Source organism: Burkholderia sp. BCC0397, from assembly GCF_902832865.1.
In the GTDB taxonomy this organism is placed as follows: domain Bacteria; phylum Pseudomonadota; class Gammaproteobacteria; order Burkholderiales; family Burkholderiaceae; genus Burkholderia.
This window is the reverse complement of record NZ_CADFDL010000003.1, coordinates 757,055-781,084: the sequence shown is the minus strand read 5'-3', so window position 1 is coordinate 781,084 and position 24,030 is coordinate 757,055. Positions and strand designations below refer to the sequence as shown.

At 67.9% G+C, this 24,030-nt stretch carries 24 protein-coding genes; 14 read left to right on the top strand and 10 right to left on the bottom strand.

Annotation, left to right across the window (positions count from 1 at the left end):
* Positions 1-6 precede the first annotated feature (6 nt).
* The 3 genes from HWX03_RS13680 to thiL are packed head-to-tail and all read right to left on the bottom strand — an operon-like array spanning position 7 to position 2,072.
* Entirely contained in the window at positions 7-507 is a 501-nt protein-coding gene (locus tag HWX03_RS13680; RefSeq protein ID WP_034206379.1) for a CinA family protein, read from the bottom strand.
* A gap of 31 nt (positions 508-538) precedes the next feature.
* Positions 539-1,084, bottom strand: a complete 546-nt coding sequence (locus HWX03_RS13675) for a phosphatidylglycerophosphatase A (RefSeq protein WP_174429942.1) — start codon at positions 1,082-1,084, stop codon at positions 539-541.
* Positions 1,074-2,072: a thiamine-phosphate kinase gene (gene thiL, locus HWX03_RS13670; protein ID WP_175871569.1), complete on the bottom strand. Its 999-nt coding sequence runs from the start codon at positions 2,070-2,072 to the stop codon at positions 1,074-1,076. Before thiL ends, HWX03_RS13675 begins: the two co-directional genes overlap by 11 nt.
* A gap of 176 nt (positions 2,073-2,248) precedes the next feature.
* Between thiL and HWX03_RS13665 the strand changes: the two genes are divergently transcribed.
* The 4 genes from HWX03_RS13665 (at position 2,249) to HWX03_RS13650 (ending at position 6,668) form a co-directional block, all read left to right on the top strand.
* Positions 2,249-4,549, top strand: coding sequence for an NADP-dependent malic enzyme (locus HWX03_RS13665; protein WP_175871568.1), 2,301 nt, complete (start codon positions 2,249-2,251; stop codon positions 4,547-4,549).
* Between the two features lie 376 nt (positions 4,550-4,925).
* Positions 4,926-5,357 carry a ribonuclease gene (locus HWX03_RS13660; protein ID WP_031398890.1) on the top strand — a complete coding sequence of 144 codons (432 nt, stop codon included), beginning with the start codon at positions 4,926-4,928 and terminating at the stop codon, positions 5,355-5,357.
* Between the two features lie 16 nt (positions 5,358-5,373).
* Positions 5,374-5,943: a barstar family protein gene (locus HWX03_RS13655; RefSeq protein WP_174386107.1), complete on the top strand. Its 570-nt coding sequence runs from the start codon at positions 5,374-5,376 to the stop codon at positions 5,941-5,943.
* A gap of 314 nt (positions 5,944-6,257) precedes the next feature.
* Positions 6,258-6,668 (top strand): hypothetical protein, encoded by a 411-nt coding sequence (locus HWX03_RS13650; protein ID WP_175871567.1) that lies wholly within the window; start codon positions 6,258-6,260, stop codon positions 6,666-6,668.
* A gap of 57 nt (positions 6,669-6,725) precedes the next feature.
* Here HWX03_RS13650 and HWX03_RS13645 read toward each other — a convergent pair whose 3' ends face one another.
* The 3 genes from HWX03_RS13645 to speE form a co-directional block, all read right to left on the bottom strand.
* A complete protein-coding gene (locus tag HWX03_RS13645; protein ID WP_175871566.1) occupies positions 6,726-7,493 on the bottom strand; it encodes a 16S rRNA (uracil(1498)-N(3))-methyltransferase in 768 nt (255 codons plus the stop codon).
* A 17-nt stretch (positions 7,494-7,510) separates the two neighbouring features.
* Positions 7,511-7,927: a glyoxalase/bleomycin resistance/extradiol dioxygenase family protein gene (locus tag HWX03_RS13640; RefSeq protein ID WP_174429938.1), complete on the bottom strand. Its 417-nt coding sequence runs from the start codon at positions 7,925-7,927 to the stop codon at positions 7,511-7,513.
* A gap of 87 nt (positions 7,928-8,014) precedes the next feature.
* The gene (speE, locus tag HWX03_RS13635; RefSeq protein WP_175820583.1) at positions 8,015-8,872 is read right to left on the bottom strand and encodes a polyamine aminopropyltransferase; all 858 of its coding nucleotides are present in this window, start codon (positions 8,870-8,872) and stop codon (positions 8,015-8,017) included.
* A gap of 215 nt (positions 8,873-9,087) precedes the next feature.
* On the opposite strand from speE, the gene tkt reads away from it, so the two are divergent.
* On the top strand, positions 9,088-11,160 hold the full coding sequence (gene tkt, locus HWX03_RS13630) for a transketolase (protein WP_175820582.1): 2,073 nt from the start codon (positions 9,088-9,090) through the stop codon (positions 11,158-11,160).
* 87 nt (positions 11,161-11,247) lie between these two features.
* On the top strand, positions 11,248-12,258 hold the full coding sequence (gene gap / locus HWX03_RS13625) for a type I glyceraldehyde-3-phosphate dehydrogenase (protein WP_175820581.1): 1,011 nt from the start codon (positions 11,248-11,250) through the stop codon (positions 12,256-12,258).
* Between the two features lie 77 nt (positions 12,259-12,335).
* On the opposite strand, the gene HWX03_RS13620 is transcribed toward gap, so the two are convergent.
* The gene (locus HWX03_RS13620) at positions 12,336-13,226 is read right to left on the bottom strand and encodes a LysR family transcriptional regulator (protein ID WP_175871565.1); all 891 of its coding nucleotides are present in this window, start codon (positions 13,224-13,226) and stop codon (positions 12,336-12,338) included.
* A gap of 150 nt (positions 13,227-13,376) precedes the next feature.
* Here HWX03_RS13620 and HWX03_RS13615 point away from each other — a divergent pair, with 150 nt between their 5' ends.
* Together HWX03_RS13615 and HWX03_RS13610 are read left to right on the top strand one after the other, a co-directional pair.
* A complete protein-coding gene (locus tag HWX03_RS13615) occupies positions 13,377-14,150 on the top strand; it encodes an SDR family NAD(P)-dependent oxidoreductase (RefSeq protein ID WP_175871564.1) in 774 nt (257 codons plus the stop codon).
* A gap of 13 nt (positions 14,151-14,163) precedes the next feature.
* Positions 14,164-15,222 (top strand): L-idonate 5-dehydrogenase, encoded by a 1,059-nt coding sequence (locus HWX03_RS13610; protein ID WP_174429933.1) that lies wholly within the window; start codon positions 14,164-14,166, stop codon positions 15,220-15,222.
* 110 nt (positions 15,223-15,332) lie between these two features.
* Here the strand turns inward: HWX03_RS13610 and HWX03_RS13605 are convergent, their stop codons facing one another.
* Complete coding sequence (locus HWX03_RS13605) at positions 15,333-16,532, bottom strand: MFS transporter (protein WP_175871563.1); 1,200 nt, start codon at positions 16,530-16,532, stop codon at positions 15,333-15,335.
* Between the two features lie 313 nt (positions 16,533-16,845).
* Here HWX03_RS13605 and cynR point away from each other — a divergent pair, with 313 nt between their 5' ends.
* Positions 16,846-17,736 carry a transcriptional regulator CynR gene (gene cynR, locus HWX03_RS13600; protein WP_175871562.1) on the top strand — a complete coding sequence of 297 codons (891 nt, stop codon included), beginning with the start codon at positions 16,846-16,848 and terminating at the stop codon, positions 17,734-17,736.
* A 42-nt stretch (positions 17,737-17,778) separates the two neighbouring features.
* On the opposite strand, the gene HWX03_RS13595 is transcribed toward cynR, so the two are convergent.
* The gene (locus HWX03_RS13595; protein WP_175871561.1) at positions 17,779-18,501 is read right to left on the bottom strand and encodes an FCD domain-containing protein; all 723 of its coding nucleotides are present in this window, start codon (positions 18,499-18,501) and stop codon (positions 17,779-17,781) included.
* A 212-nt stretch (positions 18,502-18,713) separates the two neighbouring features.
* Between HWX03_RS13595 and HWX03_RS13590 the strand changes: the two genes are divergently transcribed.
* From HWX03_RS13590 to HWX03_RS13580, 3 genes are all read left to right on the top strand, one after another.
* The gene (locus HWX03_RS13590) at positions 18,714-20,033 is read left to right on the top strand and encodes a C4-dicarboxylate transporter DctA (protein ID WP_174386095.1); all 1,320 of its coding nucleotides are present in this window, start codon (positions 18,714-18,716) and stop codon (positions 20,031-20,033) included.
* 106 nt (positions 20,034-20,139) lie between these two features.
* Complete coding sequence (alc, locus tag HWX03_RS13585; protein ID WP_175871560.1) at positions 20,140-21,147, top strand: allantoicase; 1,008 nt, start codon at positions 20,140-20,142, stop codon at positions 21,145-21,147.
* A gap of 14 nt (positions 21,148-21,161) precedes the next feature.
* Entirely contained in the window at positions 21,162-21,695 is a 534-nt protein-coding gene (locus HWX03_RS13580) for an ureidoglycolate lyase (RefSeq protein WP_011544566.1), read from the top strand.
* 93 nt (positions 21,696-21,788) lie between these two features.
* Here the strand turns inward: HWX03_RS13580 and fur are convergent, their stop codons facing one another.
* Positions 21,789-22,217: a ferric iron uptake transcriptional regulator gene (fur, locus tag HWX03_RS13575; protein ID WP_034182711.1), complete on the bottom strand. Its 429-nt coding sequence runs from the start codon at positions 22,215-22,217 to the stop codon at positions 21,789-21,791.
* A gap of 141 nt (positions 22,218-22,358) precedes the next feature.
* Here fur and HWX03_RS13570 point away from each other — a divergent pair, with 141 nt between their 5' ends.
* Complete coding sequence (locus tag HWX03_RS13570; protein WP_175871559.1) at positions 22,359-23,165, top strand: outer membrane protein assembly factor BamE; 807 nt, start codon at positions 22,359-22,361, stop codon at positions 23,163-23,165.
* A gap of 65 nt (positions 23,166-23,230) precedes the next feature.
* Positions 23,231-24,028: a 4-hydroxy-tetrahydrodipicolinate reductase gene (gene dapB, locus HWX03_RS13565; protein WP_175871558.1), complete on the top strand. Its 798-nt coding sequence runs from the start codon at positions 23,231-23,233 to the stop codon at positions 24,026-24,028.
* The last annotated feature ends 2 nt before the right edge of the window (positions 24,029-24,030 follow it).

Genomic DNA, 24,030 nt, shown 5'->3' with positions numbered 1-24,030 from the left:
GCCCGATCAGCGTTCGCGTTCGTCGAGCAGCTTCAGCAGCCCGCGCAGCGCATGCGCGGCCGCCTGCGTGCGGATCTGTTCGCGGTCACCCTTGAACACGAGCGTTTCGACGTCGGTATGCAGCCGGTTGCTCCAGCCGAACGACACGGTGCCGACCGGCTTCTTCTCGCTGCCGCCGGCCGGGCCCGCGATGCCGGTGACGGACAGCGCGACCTGCGCGCGGCTGTTGCGCAGCGCGCCTTCGGCCATCGCGCGCGCGACGGGCTCGCTGACGGCGCCGTGCTTGTCGATCAGGTCGGCCGGCACGCCGATCATCTCGATCTTGGCCTGGTTCGAGTACGTGACGAAGCCGCGCTCGAACCACTGGCTGCTGCCGGAGATGTCGGTGATCGCCGTGGCGATCATGCCGCCGGTGCAGGATTCGGCGGTGGCGAGCGTCAGGTGCTCGTCACGCAGCTTGTTGCCTGCGCGGATCGCAAGCTGGTGGACGACGGAATCGGTTGGCATGCGCGTCGGGAAACGGGAGTCGGGAAATCGGTCAGCCGGCGACGGAGCGCCACAGGGCGATCACGAGCAGCGTCATGAACGCGGCCACCAGGTCGTCGACCATGATGCCGAGCCCGCCTTTCAGACGGCGCTCGAAATAGCGGATCGGCGGCGGCTTGAGCATGTCGAAGAAGCGGAACGCGACGAACGCCCACAGCTGGCCGACGAAGGTCGCGGGCGTGACGAACAGCATCACCAGCCAGATCGCGACGATCTCGTCCCAGACGACGGCGCCCGGATCGGCCGTCCCGGCCTTCTTCGCGGTGAAACCGGTGACCCACGTGCCGGCCACGAAGCCGACGGCGATCAGCGCCCACCATTCGGGTACCGTCAGGTAGCGGTTGAGCACGACGAACGTGAGCCAGCCGAACAGCGAGCCGAACGTGCCGGGCATGATCGGCGCGAGCCCGCTGCCGAAGCCGAGCGACACGATATGCGCCGGGTGCGACAGCATGAAGCGGGCCGTCACGCGGGTCGGCGCGGGCTGCGCGGCGCCGGGCTCGGCCGCGGCGTGCGCGGGCGTCGGATCAGTCTGCATGGAAGTGGTCGAAGCCGTGCAACGTGAGAGCGAGGGGCGCGCCGGCGGTGTCGCGCCACGCGATGGCGGGTTGCGCCGACGGCGCGGACAACGCGCGTATTGTACCGATTCGCGTGACCGGCACGCCGGCCGTGGCGCCCGCCGCCGCGACCGCCGCACGGGCCGCAACCGGCGCGGTGAAGCACAGTTCGTAGTCGTCGCCGCCGGCCAGCGTGCAGCGGCGCTGCACATCGGCTGGCAGCGTCGCGAGCGCGGCCGAGCGCGGCACCGCGTCGGCGTCGATCTCGGCGCGCACGTTCGAGCGCGTCAGGATGTGCTGGAGGTCGCCGGCGAGGCCGTCCGAGAGGTCGAGCGCCGCGTGCGCGACGCCCGCGAGCGCCAGGCCGAGCGCGACGCGCGGTTCGGGGCGCTCGAGCGCGCGCCGGAACGCGGCGGCTTCATCCGCGCCGGCCGTCCATTCGCCGCGGGCGACGCCGAGCCCCGCGCGCGCATCGCCGAGCGTGCCGGACACCCACACGTCGTCGCCGTCGCGCGCGGCATCGCGCCGCAGCGCCGCGTCGGGCGCGACTTCGCCGAACACGGTCACGCACAGGTTCAGCGGCCCGCTCGTCGTGTCGCCGCCGATCAGCTCGCAGCCGTATCGCTCGGCGAGCGCGAAGAGGCCGTCGCTGAACGCCTCGAGCCACGCCGCGTCGGCACGCGGCAACGCGCACGCGAGCGTGAACGCGCGCGGCTCGGCGCCCATCGCCGCGAGGTCCGACAGGTTGACCGCAAGCGTCTTGTGGCCGAGCGCGTCGGGCGCGACCTCGGGGAAGAAATGGCGGCCTTCCACCAGCATGTCCGTCGAAATGGCCAGCAATTTCCCGGATCGGGGCGCAATCAGTGCGCAATCGTCGCCGATGCCGAGCGTCGACGCGCGGGCGCCCTGCGCGGCGCGGCGCGTGAAGAAGCGTTCGATCAGCGAGAACTCGGAGAGGGCGGCTGGCACGGCGGGCGATCCGAAACGGTTGAAGGAACGGCATTGTACGAGGCGAGCGGCGGCGCTCCTGCACCATCCAGTACATTTTGGTCGCGGCTGTCGCACCCGAATCGCCGGTCTGGCGGCCGATGATTGGCGCTACAATGCCGTCGAACAGTTATTCTAATCCGCCCGTCACGAGACACATGTCCACCCAAGCCTCCTCCAAAGCCAAGCTCCGCGAAGCCGCGCTCGACTATCACGAATTTCCGACCCCCGGCAAAATCGCGATCGCCCCGACCAAGCAGATGATCAACCAGCGCGACCTCGCGCTCGCGTATTCGCCGGGTGTGGCGTACGCGTGCGAGGAGATCGTCGAGAACCCGCTGAACGCGGCGCGCTTCACCGCGCGCAGCAACCTGGTCGGCGTCGTGACGAACGGCACGGCGGTGCTCGGTCTCGGCAACATCGGTCCGCTCGCGTCGAAGCCGGTGATGGAAGGCAAGGCGGTGCTGTTCAAGAAGTTCGCGGGCATCGACGTGTTCGACATCGAGCTGAACGAATCGGACCCGCACAAGCTCGTCGACGTGATCGCCGCGCTGGAGCCGACCTTCGGCGGGATCAACCTGGAAGACATCAAGGCGCCGGACTGCTTCATCGTCGAGCGCGAAGCGCGCAAGCGGATGAAGATCCCGGTGTTCCACGACGACCAGCACGGCACCGCGATCGTCGTGGCCGCGGCCGTCACGAACGGTTTGAAGGTCGTCAACAAGGACATCAAGAAGGTGAAGCTCGTCGCGTCCGGCGCGGGCGCGGCCGCGCTTGCGTGTCTCGACCTGCTGGTCGACATCGGCCTGCCGATCGAGAACATCCTGGTGACCGACCTGGCCGGCGTGGTTTACAAGGGCCGCACCGAACTGATGGACCCGGACAAGGAGCGTTTCGCACGCGAAACCGAAGCGCGCACGCTGGCCGAAGTGATCGACGGCGCGGACATTTTCCTCGGCCTGTCGGCCGCGGGCGTGCTGAAGCAGGAGATGGTGAAGGGCATGGCCGAGCGCCCGCTGATCCTCGCGCTCGCGAACCCGACGCCGGAAATCCTGCCGGAACTCGCACTCGAAGTGCGTCCGGACGCTGTGCTGGCCACCGGCCGCACCGATTACCCGAACCAGGTCAATAACGTCCTGTGCTTCCCGTTCATCTTCCGCGGCGCGCTCGACGTCGGCGCGACGACGATCACGCGTGAAATGGAGATCGCAGCCGTCAATGCGATCGCCGAACTCGCGCAGCACGAGCAGAGCGACATCGTCGCGACCGCGTACGGCATCCAGGATCTGTCGTTCGGGCCCGAATACCTGATTCCGAAGCCGTTCGATCCGCGCCTGATCGTGAATATCGCGCCGGCCGTCGCGCAGGCCGCGATGGACGGCGGCGTCGCGACGCGCCCGATCGAGGACATGGACGCGTATCGCGTTCACCTGCAGCAGTTCGTGTATCACAGCGGTACGACGATGAAGCCGATCTTCCAGATCGCGCGCGCCGCGCCGGAAGAGAAGAAGCGCGTCGTGTTCGCGGAAGGCGAGGAAGAGCGCGTGTTGCGCGCCGTTCAGATCATCGTCGACGAAAAACTCGCGAAGCCGATCCTGATCGGCCGCCCCTCGGTGATCGAGCATCGTATTCAGCGCTACGGCCTGCGTCTCACGCCCGGCACCGATTTCACGGTCGTCAACACCGAGCACGACGAGCGCTACCGCGACTTCTGGCAGACGTACCACAAGATGATGGCGCGCAAGGGCATCAGCGAGCAGCTCGCGCGCGTCGAAATGCGCCGCCGCACGACGCTGATCGGCTCGATGCTGGTGAAGAAGGGCGAAGCGGACGGAATGATCTGCGGCACGATCAGCACCACGCACCGCCACCTGCACTTCATCGACCAGGTGATCGGCAAGCGCCCGGGCTGCAGCGTGTACGCGGCGATGAACGGCCTCGTGCTGCCGGGCCGCCAGATTTTCCTCGTGGATACGCACGTGAACGTCGATCCGACCCCGGAGGAACTGGCCGAGATCACGATCATGGCCGCGGAAGAAGTGCGCCGCTTCGGCATCGAGCCGAAGGTCGCGCTGCTGTCGCACTCGAATTTCGGCACGAGCAATGCCCCTTCGGCGAAGAAGATGCGCGATACGCTCGCGATCCTGCAGGAAACCGCGCCGGAGCTGAAGGTCGACGGCGAAATGCACGGCGACGTCGCGCTCGACGCGGCGCTGCGCAGGGAAATCCTGCCGGAATCGACGCTCGAAGGCGATGCGAACCTGCTGATCCTGCCGAACATCGACGCCGCGAACATCGCGTACAACCTGCTGAAGACGGCCGCCGGCAACAACATCGCGATCGGTCCGATCCTGTTGGGCGCCGCGCAGCCGGTGCACGTGCTGACCGAATCGGCGACCGTTCGTCGCATCGTCAACATGGCGGCGCTGCTGGTCGCCGACGTCAACGCCGCGCGCTGAGCCGAAACGAACGCGCGGCGCCGGTCGAACCGGGGCCGCGCGTCGGGCGAAATTGTAAACAAAAGCAAAAAGAGGCGTGCCCGCAATGGGCACGCCGCGGGCAGGGCGCAACCGCGCTTCCCATAAGCAACAGCAGCATCCCTCCACTCCGGGTAGCGAGTGTGGCAAGGAGGCAGAGTCTTGCCATACGAGAGACGCCGCACGCATTTTATCTTATGTAAGATAAATGTAGTGTAATTTCGGTAAGAAATACGGAATTAGGGGCGGCGCAAGGCTTTCGATTCCCAAACGGACATTGATTCGCGCGGCCAATAACGCTACGCTAACGCCTTTGTTGGTCGTCAACTACTTGATTTAACAGCGGGAACCCTGGTTCATGGCACGCAAGTGGCTCCGCAACGGCGCGCTCGCGTCCGTCTTCGCGATGTTCGCGATGGGTATCGTCGGCACGCCGACGGGCAGTCTGGTTTCCGCCGCTTACGCACGGGAGGCCGTTCCAGCCGACGTGGCCGCGAGCGGGCTCGATACGATCCCGACCGCCCGTCTTCCGCGCGAGGCCGTGACCACGCTGGGCCTGATCGGCGCCGGCGGCCCCTATCCGTACGAGAAAGACGGCGTCGTATTCGGCAATCGCGAGCGGATCCTGCCGAAGGCGAAGCGCGGCTACTACCATGAGTACACGGTGCCGACGCCGCGTGCGCGCAATCGCGGCGCGCGCCGGATCGTCTGTGGCGGGCCGTTGCGCCGGATCGACAACTGTTATTACACGGGCGACCACTACAACAGTTTTAAACGTATTGTTGAATGACTTCGGGACGAATGGCATGAGCGACTCCATCTACGCGCACGATACGGCGGCGGCGACGACGGAACTGTTCGCGGCCGGCGACGGCAATCTGTTTCAGCGTGTGATCCAACTGCACGCGGCGGCGCAGGCCGGCGGCACGCCGGAGCAACAGGAAGCCGAGCCCGGGCTTTCATCGAACGAGGAGCCTATGAGCCTTTTCACGACCGTGCGACCCAATCTCGTGCAGTCGATCCGCGCGTTCCGCGTGCAGGATCTCGCCGACGAAGCCGGTCGGCTCGGCCAGCATTTCCTGTATGCGTATTGCGGCGCCGCGCAGTCGAAGCAGGAAGTAATGGAAACGATCGCGACCTCGTTCCTGTTTCCGAAGCATTTCGGGAAGAACTATGACGCGCTGTACGACTGCCTGACCGACCTCGTCGCGAAGGCCGGCGCGCAGCCCGGTTTCGTGATCGTCCTCGAAGGGCTGCCGATCGCGCAGAAATTCGACAAGGAAGGCCGCGAGACGCTGCTCGACGTGTTCCGCGAGGCGGCCGAATTCTGGGCCGAGCGCAAGGTCGCGTTCCGGGTGTTCTACTCGTTCGCGTAAGCGCACATATCGGCGGCCCGGTACGCAGCGTCATTGCAGTTTCCGGCCGCACACGCTGCGGGCACCGGAATCAGGTCCGCAACTTCTCGAAAACCCGCCTTTGTGCGGGTTTTTTGCTTTGAGGACCCAATCTTCGGGCACGCGTGGCACCCCCGGACTTACTCGACATCGTCGCAGCCGCGCCAGCGATAAGCAGATCAAGACAATAGGACAACGCAGATTTTGCCGGTTTGTCGCTTACATCCGACGGGTCGCGGAAATCCGCGCGAGCAGCGAAATACAATTTTCGCTCGTTCACTCGTCCGATGAAATTCATGAAGCGAATTGCAGGGGTTCTTATGATTGCGACGGCTGTGACGCCGGCAACAGGGTTCGCGGAAGCCGCGCACATTTGCTGGATTACTCAGGTAAGCCGCGTCGACGAAGGGGTAAAAGTCGATTTTTCGGGTAACTTGCTCGTCCTTTCCACCCGTCGAGCCGACACGTCCGCGCCGGGCTCGGGCGTGTCGGCTCGACGGGAGAGCCGATCAGCCGGTTCCATGCAAGAGCGCTCGCTAGTGCTGGCAATGGGCGACACGGCGGCCGGCACCATGTCCATTCCGGAAGATTATTGCCAGTACAAGGCGGAAGTGCACGATGGGCGAGTGGGTGTCACGGCACGCTCGATAATGCGCTTGCACGGATTGCCTCCTACCACGACAACGAAATTTATCGCCGCGGAATGAACCCGAGGCGATCTACGCGTTGAAGTAGAGCCGGATCGAATCGCTCGCGGCTGCCGGTCACCACCCGCCCCATCGCGCCGCCAACGCGGCGAGCACGGCCGCGCCGGCCGTCTCGGTGCGCAGCACGCGCGGCCCGAGCGACAGCGCGGTGAACCCGCGGGCGCGCGCCGCGTGTTCCTCGTCCGGCGACAGCCCGCCTTCGGGCCCGATCAGCAGCGTGACGGTGGCCGCGGGCGGCGCGTCGGGCAGCGACGCGAACGGGATGCTCGCGCGCGGCGACAGCAGCAGCCGCAGCTCGCCGTCGGCCGGCGCGGCCGGCAACGCGTCGAGCCATGCGTGGAAGCCGGCGACCGGCGCGACGTCGGGCACGCGGTTGCGCCCGCATTGCTCGCACGACGCGCGCACGACGCCGCGCCAGTGCGCGACGCGCTTGTCCGCCCGTTCGCCGGACAGCTTCACGACGCCCCGCGCGGTCGACAGCGGCACGACCGCCGCGACGCCGAGCTCGACGGCCTTCTCGATCACCCAGTCCATCTTGTCGCCGCCGGCGATCCCCTGCGCGAGCGTCACGCGATAGGGCGGCTCGGCCTCGGCGGGCTCGAACGTCTCGATCTGCGCGAGCGCGCTGCGCTTGTCGACTTCGACGAGCCGTGCGCGGTACTGGCCGCCCGTGCCGTCGAACAGCGCGAGCACGTCGCCGGGCTGCAGGCGCAGCACCTGCACGTGGCGCGCGACGTCGGCCGGCAACGCGAGCGTGGCGTCGGCGCGCAGTGCGGCGTCGACGAAAAAGCGCGGCACGGCCGCGGTGGTGGTGGCTTCGTTCATGCGTGTGGCGGTTTCGGTCATGCGTCGAGACGGCACCCGAGCGCCCAGCGGTAGCCGTCGAGATCCTCGATCTGCGCGAACCGGTCGCCCCAGAACTGATCCTGCGGCGCGCTCAGCGATTTCGCGCCCGCATCGAGCGCGCGCTGCCAGGTGGCGTCGACGTCGTCGACATACAGATAGAACGATTGCGGCGCGGTGGCGTTCGCGCGCTTCGGCGTGAGCGCGGGCGAGCCGAACGCGCCTTCGGGCGCGAACATCACGATCAGCTGGCCGCGATAGGCCATCTCGACGTGCATGATCACGCCGTCCTCGTCGTGCATGTCGCGCACCGTGAAGCCGAATGCGGCCTGGAAGAAATCGATGGCCGCGCGCGCGTTGCGTACGGCCAGGTAGGGCGTCAACCAAGGCACGTTGGCCGGACGTGGATCGGTCATGAAAATCTCCTGTTGCACAGTGTCGGCGCTTCGGCGCCTGCGCCGGTCTCATGCTGGAACAGCGGAACGTTGCGACCGTCCGGATATTCAGCGGCGAACGCCCAGTGTATCGCGCAGCGCGCGCGGCAGGGCAAAGAGGGACGCATGCAGCCGCGCATCGTAGTAGCGCAAGCCGTCGACGCGGCGGGCCGCGAGCCGTTCGTCGACGTCGTGCGCGAACAGCGCGGCCGCATCGAGCGTGTCGCTCGCGATCGCCATCAGCCACTGCGAGCCGTACAGCGGCACGTGCGCGGACAGCGGATCGACGACCGCGAAGCTCGCGCGCAGGTCGTCGAGCAGCGCGGCGATGCGCGCGGCATGGAACACCGGCGAGCCGAGATGCATCGAGATCGCGCCGCGCGGCGTCAGGATCCGCTTGAGCCGTGCGTAGAACGCACGCGTATAGAGGCCGGCCGCCGGCGAATCGGGTGGCGTGAGGTCGAACACGACGAGATCGAAATGCTCGACCGTCGAATCGACGAAGTGTGCGGCGTCGCCGATCACGACCTCGACGCGCGGGTCGTCGAGCGCGCCCTGATGCACGTCGTCGAGATAGCGGCGCGCCATCCTGACCACCTCGTCGTCGAGTTCGGCGATCACGATCCGCTCGAGGCACGCGTGCTTGAGCAACTGGCGCGCCGCGCCGCCGTCGCCGCCGCCGAGCACGAGCGCCTTGCGCGGCGACGGATGCGCGAGCGCGGCCGGGTGCGTCATGCACTCGTGATAGACGAACTCGTCGCCGACCGACGTCATCGGCCGGCCGTCCAGCGTGAACAGCCGGCCGAGCTGCGGGGTTTCCCAGACCTCGATCTGCTGGTGCGGGGACGCGACGTGCGCGAGCCGCCGCGCATTCGGGAAGCCGTAGGTGGCGTCGGGCGTCGGGTGAAAGAGAAGGGTGGTGCTCACGGGCGGGCCGCTGGGGCAGGCAGTTCCGACGCCTGAATTATAGGAGGCAGGCGGTTTCGCGGAAAACCGTGCCGGAACACTGCGCGCCGACAAGGGAAATGTCGGGCCATCTGCTAAAATGACGAGCTTTGCAGCCCCGTCCGTAGGCTCCGTCCGCTTCGCGTCCGTCAGGCGCCGCACCGCGCGCCGGGAACGATTGACGCTCGAGCTTCCGGATGCCGCCGTGCCCCCGTTTCCTCGACTCGTTCTCCGGACTCGACATGACGACTTCGTCTCCCGCCTCCACCACCCTGATGGCCAACGCGATCCGTGCGCTCGCGATGGACGCCGTCCAGCAAGCGAACTCCGGCCACCCCGGCATGCCGATGGGCATGGCCGAAATCGGCGTCGCGCTCTGGTCGCGCCATCTGAAGCACAACCCGACGAACCCGCACTGGGCCGACCGCGACCGTTTCGTGCTGTCGAACGGCCATGGCTCGATGCTGCTGTACTCGCTGCTGCACCTGACCGGCTACGACCTGCCGATCGAAGAGCTGAAGAACTTCCGCCAGCTGCACTCGAAGACGCCGGGCCACCCGGAATACGGGATCACGCCGGGCGTCGAGACGACCACCGGCCCGCTCGGCCAGGGTCTGGCGAACGCGGTCGGCATGGCGCTCGGCGAAGCGCTGATGGCCGACGAGTTCAACCGTGACGGCGCGAAGATCGTCGATCACCACACGTACGTGTTCCTCGGCGACGGCTGCCTGATGGAAGGCATCTCGCACGAAGCCTGCTCGCTCGCGGGCACGCTGAAGCTGAACAAGCTGATCGCGCTGTACGACGACAACGGCATCTCGATCGACGGCGACGTCGTCAACTGGTTCCACGACGACACGCCGAAGCGCTTCGAAGCATACGGCTGGAACGTGATCCCGAACGTGAACGGCCACGACGTCGATGCGGTCGACGCGGCGATCGCGAAGGCGAAGCTGTCGGACAAGCCGACGCTGATCTGCTGCAAGACGGTGATCGGCAAGGGCGCGGCGACCAAGGCCGGCGGCCACGACGTGCACGGCGCGGCGCTCGGCGCGGAAGAAATCGCGAAGACGCGCGAAGCGCTCGGCTGGAAGTGGGAGCCGTTCGTGATTCCGCAGGAAGTCTATGCGGCATGGGACGCGAAGGAAGCCGGCAAGCGCGCCGAGACCGAATGGGACGCGACGTTCGCGGCCTATCGCGCGAAGTTCCCGGCAGAAGCCGCCGAATTCGAGCGCCGGATGGCCAACCAGCTGCCGGCCGACTGGGCCGAGAAGGCTGCCGCGATCATCGCCGGCGCGAACGAGCGCGCCGAGACGGTGGCAACCCGCAAGGCGTCGCAGCAGGCGATCGAGGGCCTCGCCGCCGCGCTGCCCGAGCTGCTCGGCGGCTCGGCCGACCTGACCGGCTCGAACCTGACCAACTGGAAGGCGTCGAAGGCGGTGCGCGCGAATCCGGAAGGCGCGGGCGTGCTGCTCGGCAACCACATCAACTACGGCGTGCGCGAATTCGGCATGAGCGCCGCGATCAACGGCCTCGCGCTGCACGGCGGCCACAAGCCGTTCGGCGGCACGTTCCTGACGTTCTCCGACTACAGCCGCAACGCGCTGCGCGTGGCCGCGCTGATGAAGCTGCCGTCGATCTTCGTGTTCACGCACGATTCGATCGGCCTCGGCGAAGACGGCCCGACGCACCAGTCGATCGAGCACGTGTCGAGCCTGCGCCTGATCCCGAACCACGACGTATGGCGCCCGGCCGACACGGTCGAGACGGCCGTCGCATGGACCCACGCGGTGGCCGCCGACCGTCCGTCGAGCCTGATCTTCAGCCGCCAGAACCTCGCGTTCAACCCGCGTACCGATGCGCAGATCGCCAACATCGACAAGGGCGGTTACGTGCTGAAGGACTGGGACGAGGAAATCGTCGCGCGCAAGATCATCCTGATCGCGACGGGCTCGGAAGTCGAACTCGCGATGAAGGCCGTCGAGCCGCTCGCGCAGCAGGGCATCGCGGCGCGCGTCGTGTCGATGCCGTCGACCAACGTGTTCGACCGCCAGGACGCCGAATACCGCGAACGCGTGCTGCCGCACGGCGTGCGCCGCGTCGCGATCGAAGCGGGCGTGACGAGCTTCTGGCACAAGTACGTCGGCCTCGACGGCGGCGTCGTCGGGATCGACACGTTCGGCGAATCGGCGCCGGCCGGCGTGCTGTTCAAGTACTTCGGCTTCACCGTCGAGCACGTCGTCGAGACCGCGAAGGCCGTGCTGGCCTAAAAGCATACGCGGCGCGCGCCACCCGTTGCGCGCGCCGCACCGTGAAGCTGCACGAAACGAATTTTTTCAGCCATCAGGAGATAGACCATGACGATTCGCGTCGCAATCAACGGCTACGGCCGTATCGGCCGCAACACGCTGCGCGCGTTTTATGAAAACGGCAAGAAGCACGATCTCGAGATCGTCGCGATCAACGACCTGGGCGATGCGAAGACCAACGCGCACCTGACCCAGTACGACACCGCGCACGGCAAGTTCCCGGGCGACGTGTCGGTCGACGGCGACTACCTCGTCGTGAACGGCGACAAGATCCGCGTGCTGGCGAACCGCAACCCGGCCGAACTGCCGTGGGGCGAGCTGGGCGTCGACGTCGTGATGGAATGCACGGGCTTCTTCACGACGAAGGAAAAGGCGAGCGCGCACCTGAAGGGCGGCGCGAAGAAGGTGATCATCTCGGCGCCGGGCGGCAAGGACGTCGATGCGACGATCGTCTACGGCGTGAACCACGACGTGCTGAAGGCCGAGCACACGGTCATCTCGAACGCATCGTGCACGACGAACTGCCTTGCGCCGCTCGTCAAGCCGCTGAACGACAAGATCGGCCTCGAAACCGGCCTGATGACGACGATCCACGCGTACACGAACGACCAGGTGCTGACGGACGTCTATCACGAAGACCTGCGCCGCGCGCGTTCGGCCACGCACAGCCAGATCCCGACGAAGACGGGTGCGGCTTCCGCCGTCGGCCTCGTGCTGCCGGAACTGAACGGCAAGCTCGACGGTTACGCGATCCGCGTCCCGACGATCAACGTGTCGATCGTCGACCTGTCGTTCATCGCGAAGCGCGACACGACGGTCGAGGAAGTCAACGCGATCATGAAGGAAGCGTCGGAAGGTTCGCTGAAGGGCATCCTCGGCTACAACGACGCACCGCTGGTGTCGATCGACTTCAACCACAACCCGGCTTCGTCGACGTTCGACGCGACGCTGACCAAGGTGTCGGGCCGCCTCGTGAAGGTGTCGAGCTGGTACGACAACGAGTGGGGTTTCTCGAACCGCATGCTGGATACGGCTGTCGCATTCGCGAACGCGAAGTAATCCCGCACGTCGCGCGGCCGCCGCGAGGCGGCCGGCGTGGCGGACGAACCCGGCCCGGGGTTTCCCGGCCGGGTTTTTTATTGCCCTCCGTTCGCCGTCACGTGTTCGATCGCATCGACGAACGCGCGCTTCAGCGGGTTGTCGAGATCGGTCCACGCGAGGCCGATGCCGCTGCGGTGACCGGCCAGGTCGAGCGGCCGCGCGAGCACGTTCGGCGGCAGCGCGCCGGCGGCTTCCGCCGGCATCAGCCCGATCCCCATGCCCGCCGCGACGAGCGCGAGCATCGTCGTGAATTCGCCGAATTCCTGCGCGATCTCGAGCGTCGTGCCCGCGCGGCTCAGCGCGAGCAGCATGTCGTCGTGAAAGCCGGGCGCGTAGCGGCGCGCGAGCACGAACGCCGGGTGGCCGCGCAAGGCGGCCGGCGCGATCGTATCGTGCACGGCGAGCGGATGGTCGAGCGGCAGCGCGACGACGAAGCCTTCCTCGAGCACCACGCGTAGGTCGATGCCCGCATACGCGGCCGGCAGCCGGATCATTCCGAAGTCGATCCGCCGGTCGCGCAGCGCGGCGATCTGGTCGGGCGTCGGCAGGTCCTTCAGTTCGAGCGCGATCAACGGATAGCGCTCGCGCATCGTGCGCAGCACGGCCGGCAGCAGCGCGGGCAATACCGACGACACGAACGCGATCCGCAGCGTGCCGATTTCGCCGCGGCTCGACAGCCGCGCCATCTGTTCCGCGCGCGCGGCCTGCTGCAGCGTCGCCCGCGCTTCGGGCAGGAACACGCGCCCCGTGTCGCTCAGCCCGACCTTGTGCCGGTCGCGCTCGAACAGGCGCGCGCCGAGTTCGGCCTCGAGCGCCTTGATCTGCATGCTCAGCGCGGGCTGCACGATGCACAGGCGCTGCGCGGCGCGCCCGAAATGCAGCTCTTCCGCGAGCGTGACGAAGGCGCGCAATTGCTTGAGTTCCATGGGCGGCGGGCACGAGAGGGCGGTAATCAGTTTTCATGATAACCGGATCACGAAAGACCATTGGCGCGGACCCGGCCGGCGGCCGAAGATACCATCGACGCGAGACCGGCCGCGACGGGCAGCCGGCTCGACTGGCACGAGGAGACATCCATGACCCACGCGCTTGACCGGTTCCGCCTCGACGGCCGCCGCGCGCTGATTACCGGTTCCGGCCGCGGGATCGGGCTGACGCTCGCCCGCGGGCTCGCGGAAGCGGGCGCGGCGATCGTCATCAACGATCGCAATGAGGAGAAGGCCGCGACGCTCGCGCGCCGTTTCCGCGACGAAGGCTTCGCGGCCGACCTTGCGGTGTTCGACGTGACCGAGCACGCGCAGGTACGCGCGGCGATCGACGATGTCGAGGCGCGCGTCGGCGCGATCGACATCCTCGTGAACAACGCGGGCATCCAGCGCCGCGCGCCGCTCGACGAATTCGACCCGGACGACTGGCATGCGCTGATGCGCGTGAATCTCGACGGCGTGTTCAACGTCGCGCAGGCCGTCGCGCGGCACATGATCGCGCGCGGCCACGGGAAGATCATCAACATCTGCTCGGTGCAGAGCGAGCTCGCGCGGCCGACGATCGCGCCGTATGCGGCGACCAAGGGCGCGGTGCGGATGCTGACCAAAGGGATGTGCGCCGACTGGGCGCGCCACGGCATCCAGGCGAACGGCCTCGCGCCCGGCTATTTCGAAACCGAACTGAATCGCGCGCTGGTCGACGACGCGGCGTTTTCGGACTGGCTGTGCAAGCGCACGCCGGCCGGCCGCTGGGGGCAGGTCGACGAGCTGTGCGGCGCGGCGATCTTCCTCGCGTCGGCCGCGTCCGATTTCGTGAACGGCCAGACGCTGTTCGTGGATGGCGGGTTGACCAGTGCCGTCTGACAAGGAGCGTGTCATGCGTATGCGTTGCATGTGTGTCGTGATCCACGGGCCGAACGACCTGCGGGTCGAGGAGCAGGACGCGGGCGAGATTGGCCCGGGCCAGGTGCGCGTCGACGTCGCGATGGGCGGCATCTGCGGCTCCGACCTGCATTACTTCCGGCATGGCGGCTTCGGCGCGATCCGGCTGCAGCAGCCGATGGTGCTCGGCCACGAGGTCGCCGGCACGGTCGCGGAAGTGGCGCCGGACGTGACGTCGGTGAAGGTCGGCGATCGCGTCGCGGTCAATCCGAGCCGGCCGTGCGGCGCGTGCCGCTACTGTCTCGAAGGACTGCCGAACCAGTGTCTCGACATGCGCTTCTATGGCAGCGCGATGCGGATGCCGCACGTGCAGGGCGCGTTCCGCAATGCGCTCGTGTGCGACGCGGTGCAGTGCGTGAAGGTCGCCGAGCACGTGCCGCTGTCGCTCGCGGCGCTCGCCGAGCCGTTCGCGGTCGGGCTGCATGCGGTGTCGCGCGCGGGCCCGCTGATCGGCAAGCGCGTGCTCGTGTCGGGTTGCGGGCCGATCGGCGTGCTGGCGGTCGCGGCGGCGCGCGTGCACGGCGCGGCGGAGATCGTCGCGACCGACGTCGTCGACGCGCCGCTGGAAGTCGCGCGCGCGCTCGGCGCGGACCGCACGATCAACGCGGCGGCCGATGCCGGCTGGGTCGAGCGCTACAGCGCCGACAAGGGCACGTTCGACGTGATGATCGAGTGTTCGGGCAATGCGCGCGCGCTGCGCGACGGGCTGGACGTGATGCGTCCGCGCGGCGTCGTCGTGCAGCTCGGGCTCGGCGGTGACGTGAGCCTGCCGCAGAACGTCGTGGTCGCGAAGGAGCTGTCGATCTGCGGCTCGTTCCGCTTTCATGCCGAATTCGCGCTGGCGGTGCAGCTGATCAACGCGGGGCGCGTCGACCTGCGGCCGGCCGTCACGCGCGTGTTCCCGATGCGCGATGCGAACCTCGCGTTCGAACTGGCGGGCGATCGCCAGCGTGCGATGAAGGTGCTGATCGATTTCGCGAACGAGGCCGCGTGACGGTGCGGCGTTAGCGCGTCGCGACGGCAGCGGCGCCCTTGGCAAAAAAGGCACGCCCGCGATGCGCAGCGCGTGCCTTTTTCGTCGCGCAGCGAAAACGAACTACCGCATCATTGCGTGACCTGCCGCGCGCCTATGCGCTGCGACGCGAGCCACAGCGCGATCAGCACGCCCGACAGCGCGGCACCGGCGACGCACACGCCGCGCCAGCCGTCGAGGCCGTACGCGACGCTCGCCGCGAACGAGCCGAGCGCGCCGCCGATGAAGTAGCTCGTCAGGTAGATCGTCGTCACGCGGCTGCGGGCATGGCCGGCGAGCGCATAGATCACGCTCTGGTTCGAGATGTGCATGCCCTGCACGCCGACGTCGAGCAGCAGGATGCCCGCGATCAGCGCCGCGAGCGAATGCGAGCCGGTCGCGATCAGCGCGAACGATCCAAGTACGGCCGCCGCGAACAGGCCGGTGGCTGCATTGCCGTGACCGCGATCGACCAGCCGGCCGGCCGACGTCGCCGCGAGCGCGCCGACCGCGCCGACGATCCCGAACAGGCCGATCCGTCCTTCGGAATAGCTGTACGGCGGCTGGCTCAGCAGGAACGTGAGGCCCGTCCACAGCAGGCTGAAGCACGCGAACACGAGCGCGCCGTAGGTCGAGCGCAGCGCGATCAGCGGCTGCGCGCGCACCAGCGCGACGAGCGACTTCATCAGCGCCGCATAGTCGACGCGCGTGTCGCGGCGATCCTTCGGCAGCTTCACGGCGAGCACGGCGGTCAGCGCGAGCACCATCACCGCGGCGATGCCGTACACCGCGCGCCAGCCGAACCCGTCAGCGATCGCGCCGGCCGCGACGCGCGCGAGCAGGATGCCGAGCAGCAGCCCGCTCATCACGGTGCCGACCGCGCGGCCGCGCGAGCGCGCATCGGCGAGCGACGCCGCGAACGGCACGAGCAGCTGCGTCGAACAGGTGACGAAGCCGACCGCGACGTTCGCGACGACGAACATCGTGAAGTTCGTGCTGAACGTGACCGCGACCAGCGCGACGACGTTGAGCATCAGCAGCCGCACGATCAGCGTATGGCGATTGACCGCGTCGCCGAGCGGGACGATCAGCAGCAGGCTGGCCGCATAGCCGAGCTGCGTCAGCGTGACGAGATAGCCGAGTTCGGTCGGCGCGCGCCCGAAGCTGTGCGCGATCGCGGCGAGCAGCGGCTGCGCGTAATAGATGTTGCCGATGACGATGCCGCACGCGCACGCGAACAGCAGCGTCATGCCGCGGGTGAGGGGAGGGTGGTTGTCGTGATGCGGTTCCATGGTCGCGAAAAACGGCGGCGCCGGCCGGCGGCACGGGGCCGTCGGCTGCGCGGGGTGACGGAAATCGGGGGCCGGCGTCGACGGATCGGCGGTGAGCCGATGCGCGCCGGGCGGATCGCGGCCGGGCCCGGATCGGGCGGGCGGCGGATCGCCGTGCGGCGGGCAGAGGCAGGGCGGGCCCGGGCGTGCCGCTCCGGTGCGGCGACAGCGGCGCTGCACGGAAGCGGATGTGCGTATGATGCGGAAATCGACCCATAGCGTCCAAGACTGGATCGTTATGGTCCCTATTGGCAAAACCAATACGTTGGCCGCGATGCTTCTCCGTCACATCCGCTATTTCCTGGCCGTCGCCGACGAGCGCAGTTTCACGCGCGCGGCCGATGCGCTGCACGTATCGCAGCCGACGCTGTCGCAGCAGGTCCGCCAGCTCGAGGAAACGCTCGGCGTGCAGTTGTTCGACCGTTCGGGCCGCACGGTGCGGCTCACCGAATTCGGCGAGGTCTATGCGCGCCATGCGCGCGCCGCACTGCACGCGCTGGATACCGGGCAGCGCGCGCTGCACGACGTCGCCGATCTCGGCAGCGGCTCGCTGCGGCTCGCGATGATGCCGACCTTCGCGGCCTACCTGAGCGGCTCGCTGATCGACGCGTTCCATGCCGACCATCCGAACGTCGCGCTGACGATCGATGCGATGCCGCAGGCACGCATCGAGGCACTGCTCGCCGACGACCAGCTCGACGCCGGCTTCGCGTTCATGCCGCCGCGCGCGCCGGACATCGACGCGCTGCCGCTGTGGGACGAGCCGCTCGCGCTGGTGACGGGCCGCACGCACCGCCTCGCGCGCCGTCGCCGCGCGCTCACGCCGGCCGAACTCGGCGGCGAGCCGCTGGTGCTGCTGAGCCGCGCGTTCGCGACGCGCGAGCGCATCGACCGGTATTTCGTCGAGCATGGCGCGCGGCCGTTGATCGCGATCGAGACGAATACGGTCAGCGCGGTGCTGGAGCTCGTGCGGCGCGGCCGGCTCGCGACGGTGCTGCCCGACGCGGTCGCGCGCGAGAGCGGCGACCTGTGCGCGCTGGAGCTCGATCCACCGCTGCCGACGCGCACGGCCGCGCTGCTCACGCGCAAGGGCGCGTACCGCAGCGTCGCGGCGCGCGCATTCATCGAGCGCGTGCTCGCGTATCGCGATCCGTCGGAACGGTGACCGGTACGGCCGGGCGGAAGTGAGGGCGGCGGCGCCGGAGAATTACGCGCCGGGCGTCGGGAAGAAGACACCCGCGCGCTGCGCGGCGTTCGCGATGTGCGTTTCGATCGCGGTGCCGGCGGCGGCCGCATCGCGCGCGATCAGCGCGTCGACGATCGCGCGGTGCTCGTGCCACGTCGACAGCAGCAGTTCGCGCCGGTAGAACGGCATGCGCTGGCTTTCCTTCATGATGTCCGCGCTGCTGCGCAGGATGGACTCGATCGCCGCGTTGCCGGCCAGGTGGATGATCCGCATGTGGAAGTCGAAGTCGAGCCGCGATGCTTCATCGAGCGCGTTCTCCGTCAGCGCGACGTGCAGGTCGGCGAGATTGTCCTCGAACCACGCGATGTCTTCGTCGCTGACCACGCGCGCGGCCATCCGCGCGGCGAAGCCTTCGAGCGCATAGCGCATCTGGTAGGTGTCGGGCGGCGACGACTGCTCGGCGAATTGCCACGCCTGCGCGGCCGACGCCTGCGCGCTTTCGACGTACACGCCCTTGCCCGCGCGGATGCGCAGCATCCCGAGCGCCTCGAGCGTCGACAGCGCCTCGCGCAGCGACGCGCGGCTGATCTCCAGCTCCTCGGAGAGCTGGCGCTGGGCCGGCAGCAGGCTGCCGACCGGGTACACGCCTGTCTCGATCCGGTCGCGGATCGTCGCGATGGCGGTGTCGGTCACGGTATGCGGAACATTTTTCATGGTGTGAACGATGGCCGGTCTGACCGGCATTGTAATCCGCACGCAGGCGCTGCACGACCGCCTACGGGAAAGCCACGATCCGCCCCCTTTCCGATGCACCGAAAACGCCGGCGAAGGGGCGGGAAATCCCTATTTTGTTGGTCCTTGACGCCACTATATCGGCTTCCTACTATCCACCATAACATCACTGGTCTTACCAGTATGAACAGACGAAACTGCAACCGTTGGATCGGGAGAGCGCCGTGTCGAAATTCTTGAATTCGCTGTTTGGCCGGGTAGTCGTCGCATTAATACTGGGGGTCGCGCTCGGCGCGTTCTTCCCGCATTTCGCCGAGTCGCTGCGTCCCCTCGGCGACGGCTTCCTGAAGCTCATCAAGATGGTCATCGGCCCGATCGTGTTCTGCGTCGTGGTCAGCGGGATGGCCAATGCGGGCGACCTGAAGAAGGTCGGCCGGGTCGGCCTGAAGGCCGTCGTCTACTTCGAGGTGATGACGACGCTCGCGCTCGGCATCGGGCTCGTCCTCGCCTGGGTCACGCGCCCGGGCGTCGGGATGAACATCGACCTGCGCTCGCTCGACGCGGCGTCGCTGTCGACGTACGCGAAGAATGCCGAAAGCCTGAAGGACACGGCCGGCTACCTGATGAAGATCATCCCCGAGACCGCGATCGACGCGTTCGCGAAGGGCGACATCCTGCAGATCCTCGTGTTCGCGGTGCTGTTCGGCTCCGCGCTGTCGCTGCTCGGCGACAAGGCGCAGCGCGTCAACTCGCTGATCGAGGAACTGTCGCACGTGTTCTTCAAGATCATCGGCTTCATCATCAAGCTCGCGCCGCTCGGCGTGCTCGGCGCGATCGCGTTCACGACCGGCAAGTACGGCGTTTCGTCGCTCAAGCAGCTCGGCTACCTGGTCGCGGTGTTCTACCTGAGCTGCTTCGTGTTCGTCACGGTCGTGCTCGGCGTGGTGATGCGGCTCGCGGGCTTCTCGGTGTTCAAGCTGATCCGCTACCTGCGCGAGGAACTGTCGATCGTGCTCGGCACGGCGTCGTCGGACGCGGTGCTGCCGCAGGTGATGAGCAAGCTCGAATACATGGGCATCAAGGATTCGACGGTCGGCCTCGTGATCCCGACCGGCTATTCGTTCAACCTCGACGGCTTCTCGATCTACCTGACGCTCGCGGTGCTGTTCATCGCGCAGGCCACCAACACGCCGCTGTCCACGCACGACCTGATCGTCGTGCTGCTCGTGTCGCTCGTCACGTCGAAGGGCGCGCACGGCATCCCCGGCTCGGCGATCGTGATTCTCGCGGCGACGCTGTCGGCGATTCCCGCGATTCCGGTGCTCGGCCTCGTGCTGATCCTGCCGGTCGACTGGTTCGTCGGCATCGCCCGCGCGCTGACCAACCTGATCGGCAACTGCGTCGCGACGGTGGTGGTCGCGGTGTGGGAGAACGACATCGACCGGGCCCGCGCGAAGCGCGTGCTGAACCGCGAGCTGCGCTACGTGGCCGATGCGCCGGGCAGCGCCGCACCGGTCGCCGGCGACCAGGCTCACGCACTCTGAACACGACGCTCACGCGGCGCGGCTTCCCCGGCCGCACCGCGCGACCGAACTTCATGCGACCGGTGCGATGACGCCCCGGCGCTTCTCAAAAAATAATGGAGACGACATGGCAGCCCCCATCCTCGATCCGAACGCGCCGGCTTTTACGCGGCGCTACATGAACCTCGCCGACCCGCGCCTGGGCGCGCAGGCGCTCTTCGCCAGCGACGAATTCTTCGCGCCGAAGGAGCGCATGCTCAATCCCGAGCCGGCCGTGTTCATTCCCGGCAAGTACGACGACCACGGCAAGTGGATGGACGGCTGGGAAACCCGCCGCAAGCGCACGACCGGCCATGACTTCTGCGTGGTCCGGCTCGCGCGGCCGGGCGTGATTTTCGGCGTCGATCTCGATACGAGCCACTTCACCGGCAACTTTCCGCCGGCCGCATCGATCGAGGCCTGCGCGGTGGACGGCGACACGCCGCCGGACGACGCCGCATGGCGCACGATCGTCCCCGCGACGACGCTGCAGGGCAATTCGCATCACTACGTGAGCGTCGACGATGCGCAGCCGGTCACGCACCTGCGCGTGAACCTGTATCCGGACGGCGGGCTTGCGCGGCTGCGCGTGTACGGCCAGCCGCTGCGCGACTGGCGCCACGTGCCGGCCGGCGAGCTCGTCGATCTCGCGGCGATCGAGAACGGCGGTTATCTCGTGGCCGCGAACAACCAGCACTTCGGCCCGGCCTCGCAGATGCTGATGCCGGGGCGCGGCGCGAACATGGGCGACGGCTGGGAAACGCGGCGCCGCCGCGAGCCCGGCAACGACTGGGCGATCGTCGCGCTCGCGCGGCCGGGCATCATCCGGCGCGTCGAGGTCGATACGGCGTTCTTCAAGGGCAATTTCCCCGACCGCTGCTCGCTGCAGGCCGCGCACGTGACGGGCGGCACGGACGATTCGCTCGTCACGCAGGCGATGTTCTGGGCCGAACTGCTCGGCGAGCAGAAGCTGCAGATGGACCACATGCATACGTTCGACCAGCTGGCGGCGCTCGGCCCCGTCACGCACGTGCGCTTCAACATCTTCCCGGACGGCGGCGTGTCGCGCCTGCGTCTGTGGGGCGAGCCGGCTTGAAGGAGGGCAGCGGCATGAGCGGAACTCCGATCCTGCGCGTCGAGCGCCTGACCCGCGAAGCGTTCGCGCCGTTCGGCGACGTGATCGCGCTCGAAGGCGCGCGGCATTTCCCGATCAACGGCGGCACGACCGAGCGCTTTCACGATCTCGCGACGATCGACGTCTGCGCGGACGGCGGCCGGCCGCTCGTCAGCGTGTTTCGTGCGCAGCCGCGCGCGCTGCCGGTCGCGGTCACGCTGATGGAGCGTCACCCGCACGGCAGCCAGGCGTTCATCCCGCTCGCGGCGGTGTCGCGCTACGCGATCGTCGTCGCGCCGGCCGGCGAATTCCGGCCCGACGCGATGCGCGCGTTCCTGGCCGAAGGCTGGCAGGGCGTCAATTATGCGAAGGGCGTCTGGCACCATCCGCTGCTCGCGCTCGACGCGGTCAGCGATTTCGTGATCGTCGATCGCGGCGGCCCGCAGCCGAACTGCGACGAGATTCCGCTGGAACGCGCGTGGGCGCTCGATTTCGAGCCGGCCTGCGCGGGCGCCGAAGGGCTTTCGTAAGCATTCCGGGCGCGCGGCACGCGCCCCGAAAAAACAGACGGCCCGGGCGGCGAGATGCCGGCCGGGCCGTGCTGCGTGCGCGGGTGGCGCGATTCAGTGCTTGCGGTGCGGGCAGTTCTCGGTCGTGCACGAACCGTACATCGCGAGCGAATGCTCCTGGAGCCGGAAGCCGCGCTCCTTCGCGATCGCCTGCTGGCGGCCCTCGATCTCGGCGTCGAAGAATTCCTCGACGCGGCCGCAATCGAGGCACACGAGGTGGTCGTGGTGCGAACCTTCATTCAGCTCGAACACCGCCTTGCCGGATTCGAAGTTGCTGCGCGAGAGCAGGCCGGCCTGCTCGAACTGCGTGAGCACGCGGTAGACGGTGGCGAGCCCGATGTCGAGCTGCTCGTTGAGCAGGTTGCGGTAGACGTCTTCGGCCGTCAGGTGGCGCACGGGGCTTTGCTGGAAAATCTCGAGAATCTTGAGGCGCGGTAGGGTGGCCTTTAGCCCGATATTCTTGAGATCCGTCGGATTGGTCATGGCTAGGCATCCCTAGAGTACAATGCAGGGCTTCAATGTTACCGGCTTTTCGCCGTTCCAGATATACGCGCGGCCTGCACGCGGGCCAGCACGGTGAAGGAAATGATCCCAGAATCGCTTTCGCACTTTCAGAGGAGTCGCATGCGGAGTGCCATCATCGCTGCCGCCGCCGTTGTCGCGCTGGCGGGTTGTTCGTCGTACGACAGCGTGACGCAGCGCATTGCGCAGAGCATCACGCCGTATCGGATCACCGTCGTGCAAGGCAACTTCGTGTCGCAGGAGAAAGCCGCACAGTTGCAGGTCGGCATGACGCGCGAGCAGGTCCGCGCGCTGCTCGGCACGCCGCTGCTGGCGGACATGTTCCACGCGGATCGCTGGGATTACCTCTTCTACTTCAAGCGCGGCTCGACGTCGATCGTCCAGCAGCGTGACCTCGTGGTGACCTTCTCGGGCGATCGCGTCGCGAGCTGGACCGGCGCCGACAACCTGCCGTCCGAGCTCGACCTGCTGGCCGACATCGACGGCGACCGCGGCGGCAAGAAGGCGAAGGCCGCTGCCGCGGCGAAGAAGGCTTCCGAAGCCGCCGCCGCCGCGAGCGCCGCAAGCGCCGCGCAGGCTGCCGCTGCCGCGAGCCCGTCCGCCGAGCCGGCGTCCGGCGCGGTGGTCGACCAGGATGCGAACGCCCAGGCGGCACGCGCGGCGAACCGCGCGACCAACCAGGTGTCGGGGCAGGGTTCGGGTTCGCGCCGGTTCACGCCGGCCGCGCAGGCCTCGGGCGGCGCGCCGGTGCCGGGCGGGCAGCCGCCGGGCGCCGCGCCGGCGATCCAGCCGCAGTTCCAGTTCCATCGTCCGCCGCAGCCGAACGTGTCGAACGAGGCATCGCCGCCGGTCGGCCCGCAAGGCTCGGACAACCTGCAGAACCAGCCGCTCACCGCACCGGCGCAGTAAGCGGCCGGCGTGCGGAAACGGGGCGGCATGCGCCGCCCGCCTTTAGACCTGTCGTGTAGAAAGCCATGAAGATTGCGATTGCCGGCGCATCGGGCCGAATGGGCCGGATGCTGATCGAAGCCGTTCTCAACGATGCCGACGCGCAGCTCGTCGGCGCGCTCGACCGCGCCGGTTCGCCGTTCCTCGGCCAGGACGCCGGTGCGTTCCTCGGCAAGGACACCGGGATCAAGCTGACCGACGACCTCGACGCCGTGTTCGCGCAGGCCGACACCCTGATCGATTTCACGCGTCCGGAAGGCACGATGGCCCACCTCGAGGCAGCGCTGCGCCACGACGTGAAGCTCGTGATCGGCACGACCGGCTTCACCGCCGAGCAGAAGGCCGAACTGCAGGCCGCGGCTGGCAAGATCGGCATCGTGTTCGCGGCGAACATGAGCGTCGGCGTGAACGTCACGCTGAAGCTGCTCGAATTCGCGGCGCAGCATTTCTCGCACGGCTACGACATCGAGATCATCGAAGCGCATCACCGCCACAAGGTCGACGCGCCGTCGGGCACCGCGCTGATGATGGGCGAAGCCGTCGCCGGTGCGCTCGGCCGCTCGCTCGACGATTGCGCGGTGTACGGCCGCCACGGCGTGACGGGCGAGCGCGATCCGTCGTCGATCGGCTTTGCCGCGGTGCGCGGCGGCGACATCGTCGGCGACCACACCGTGCTGTTCGCCGGGATCGGCGAGCGCATCGAGATCACGCACAAGTCGTCGAGCCGCGTGTCGTACGCGCAGGGCGCGTTGCGCGCGGCCCGCTTCCTGTCGGCGCGCGGCGCCGGCCTGTTCGACATGCAGGACGTGCTCGGCCTGCGCTGACC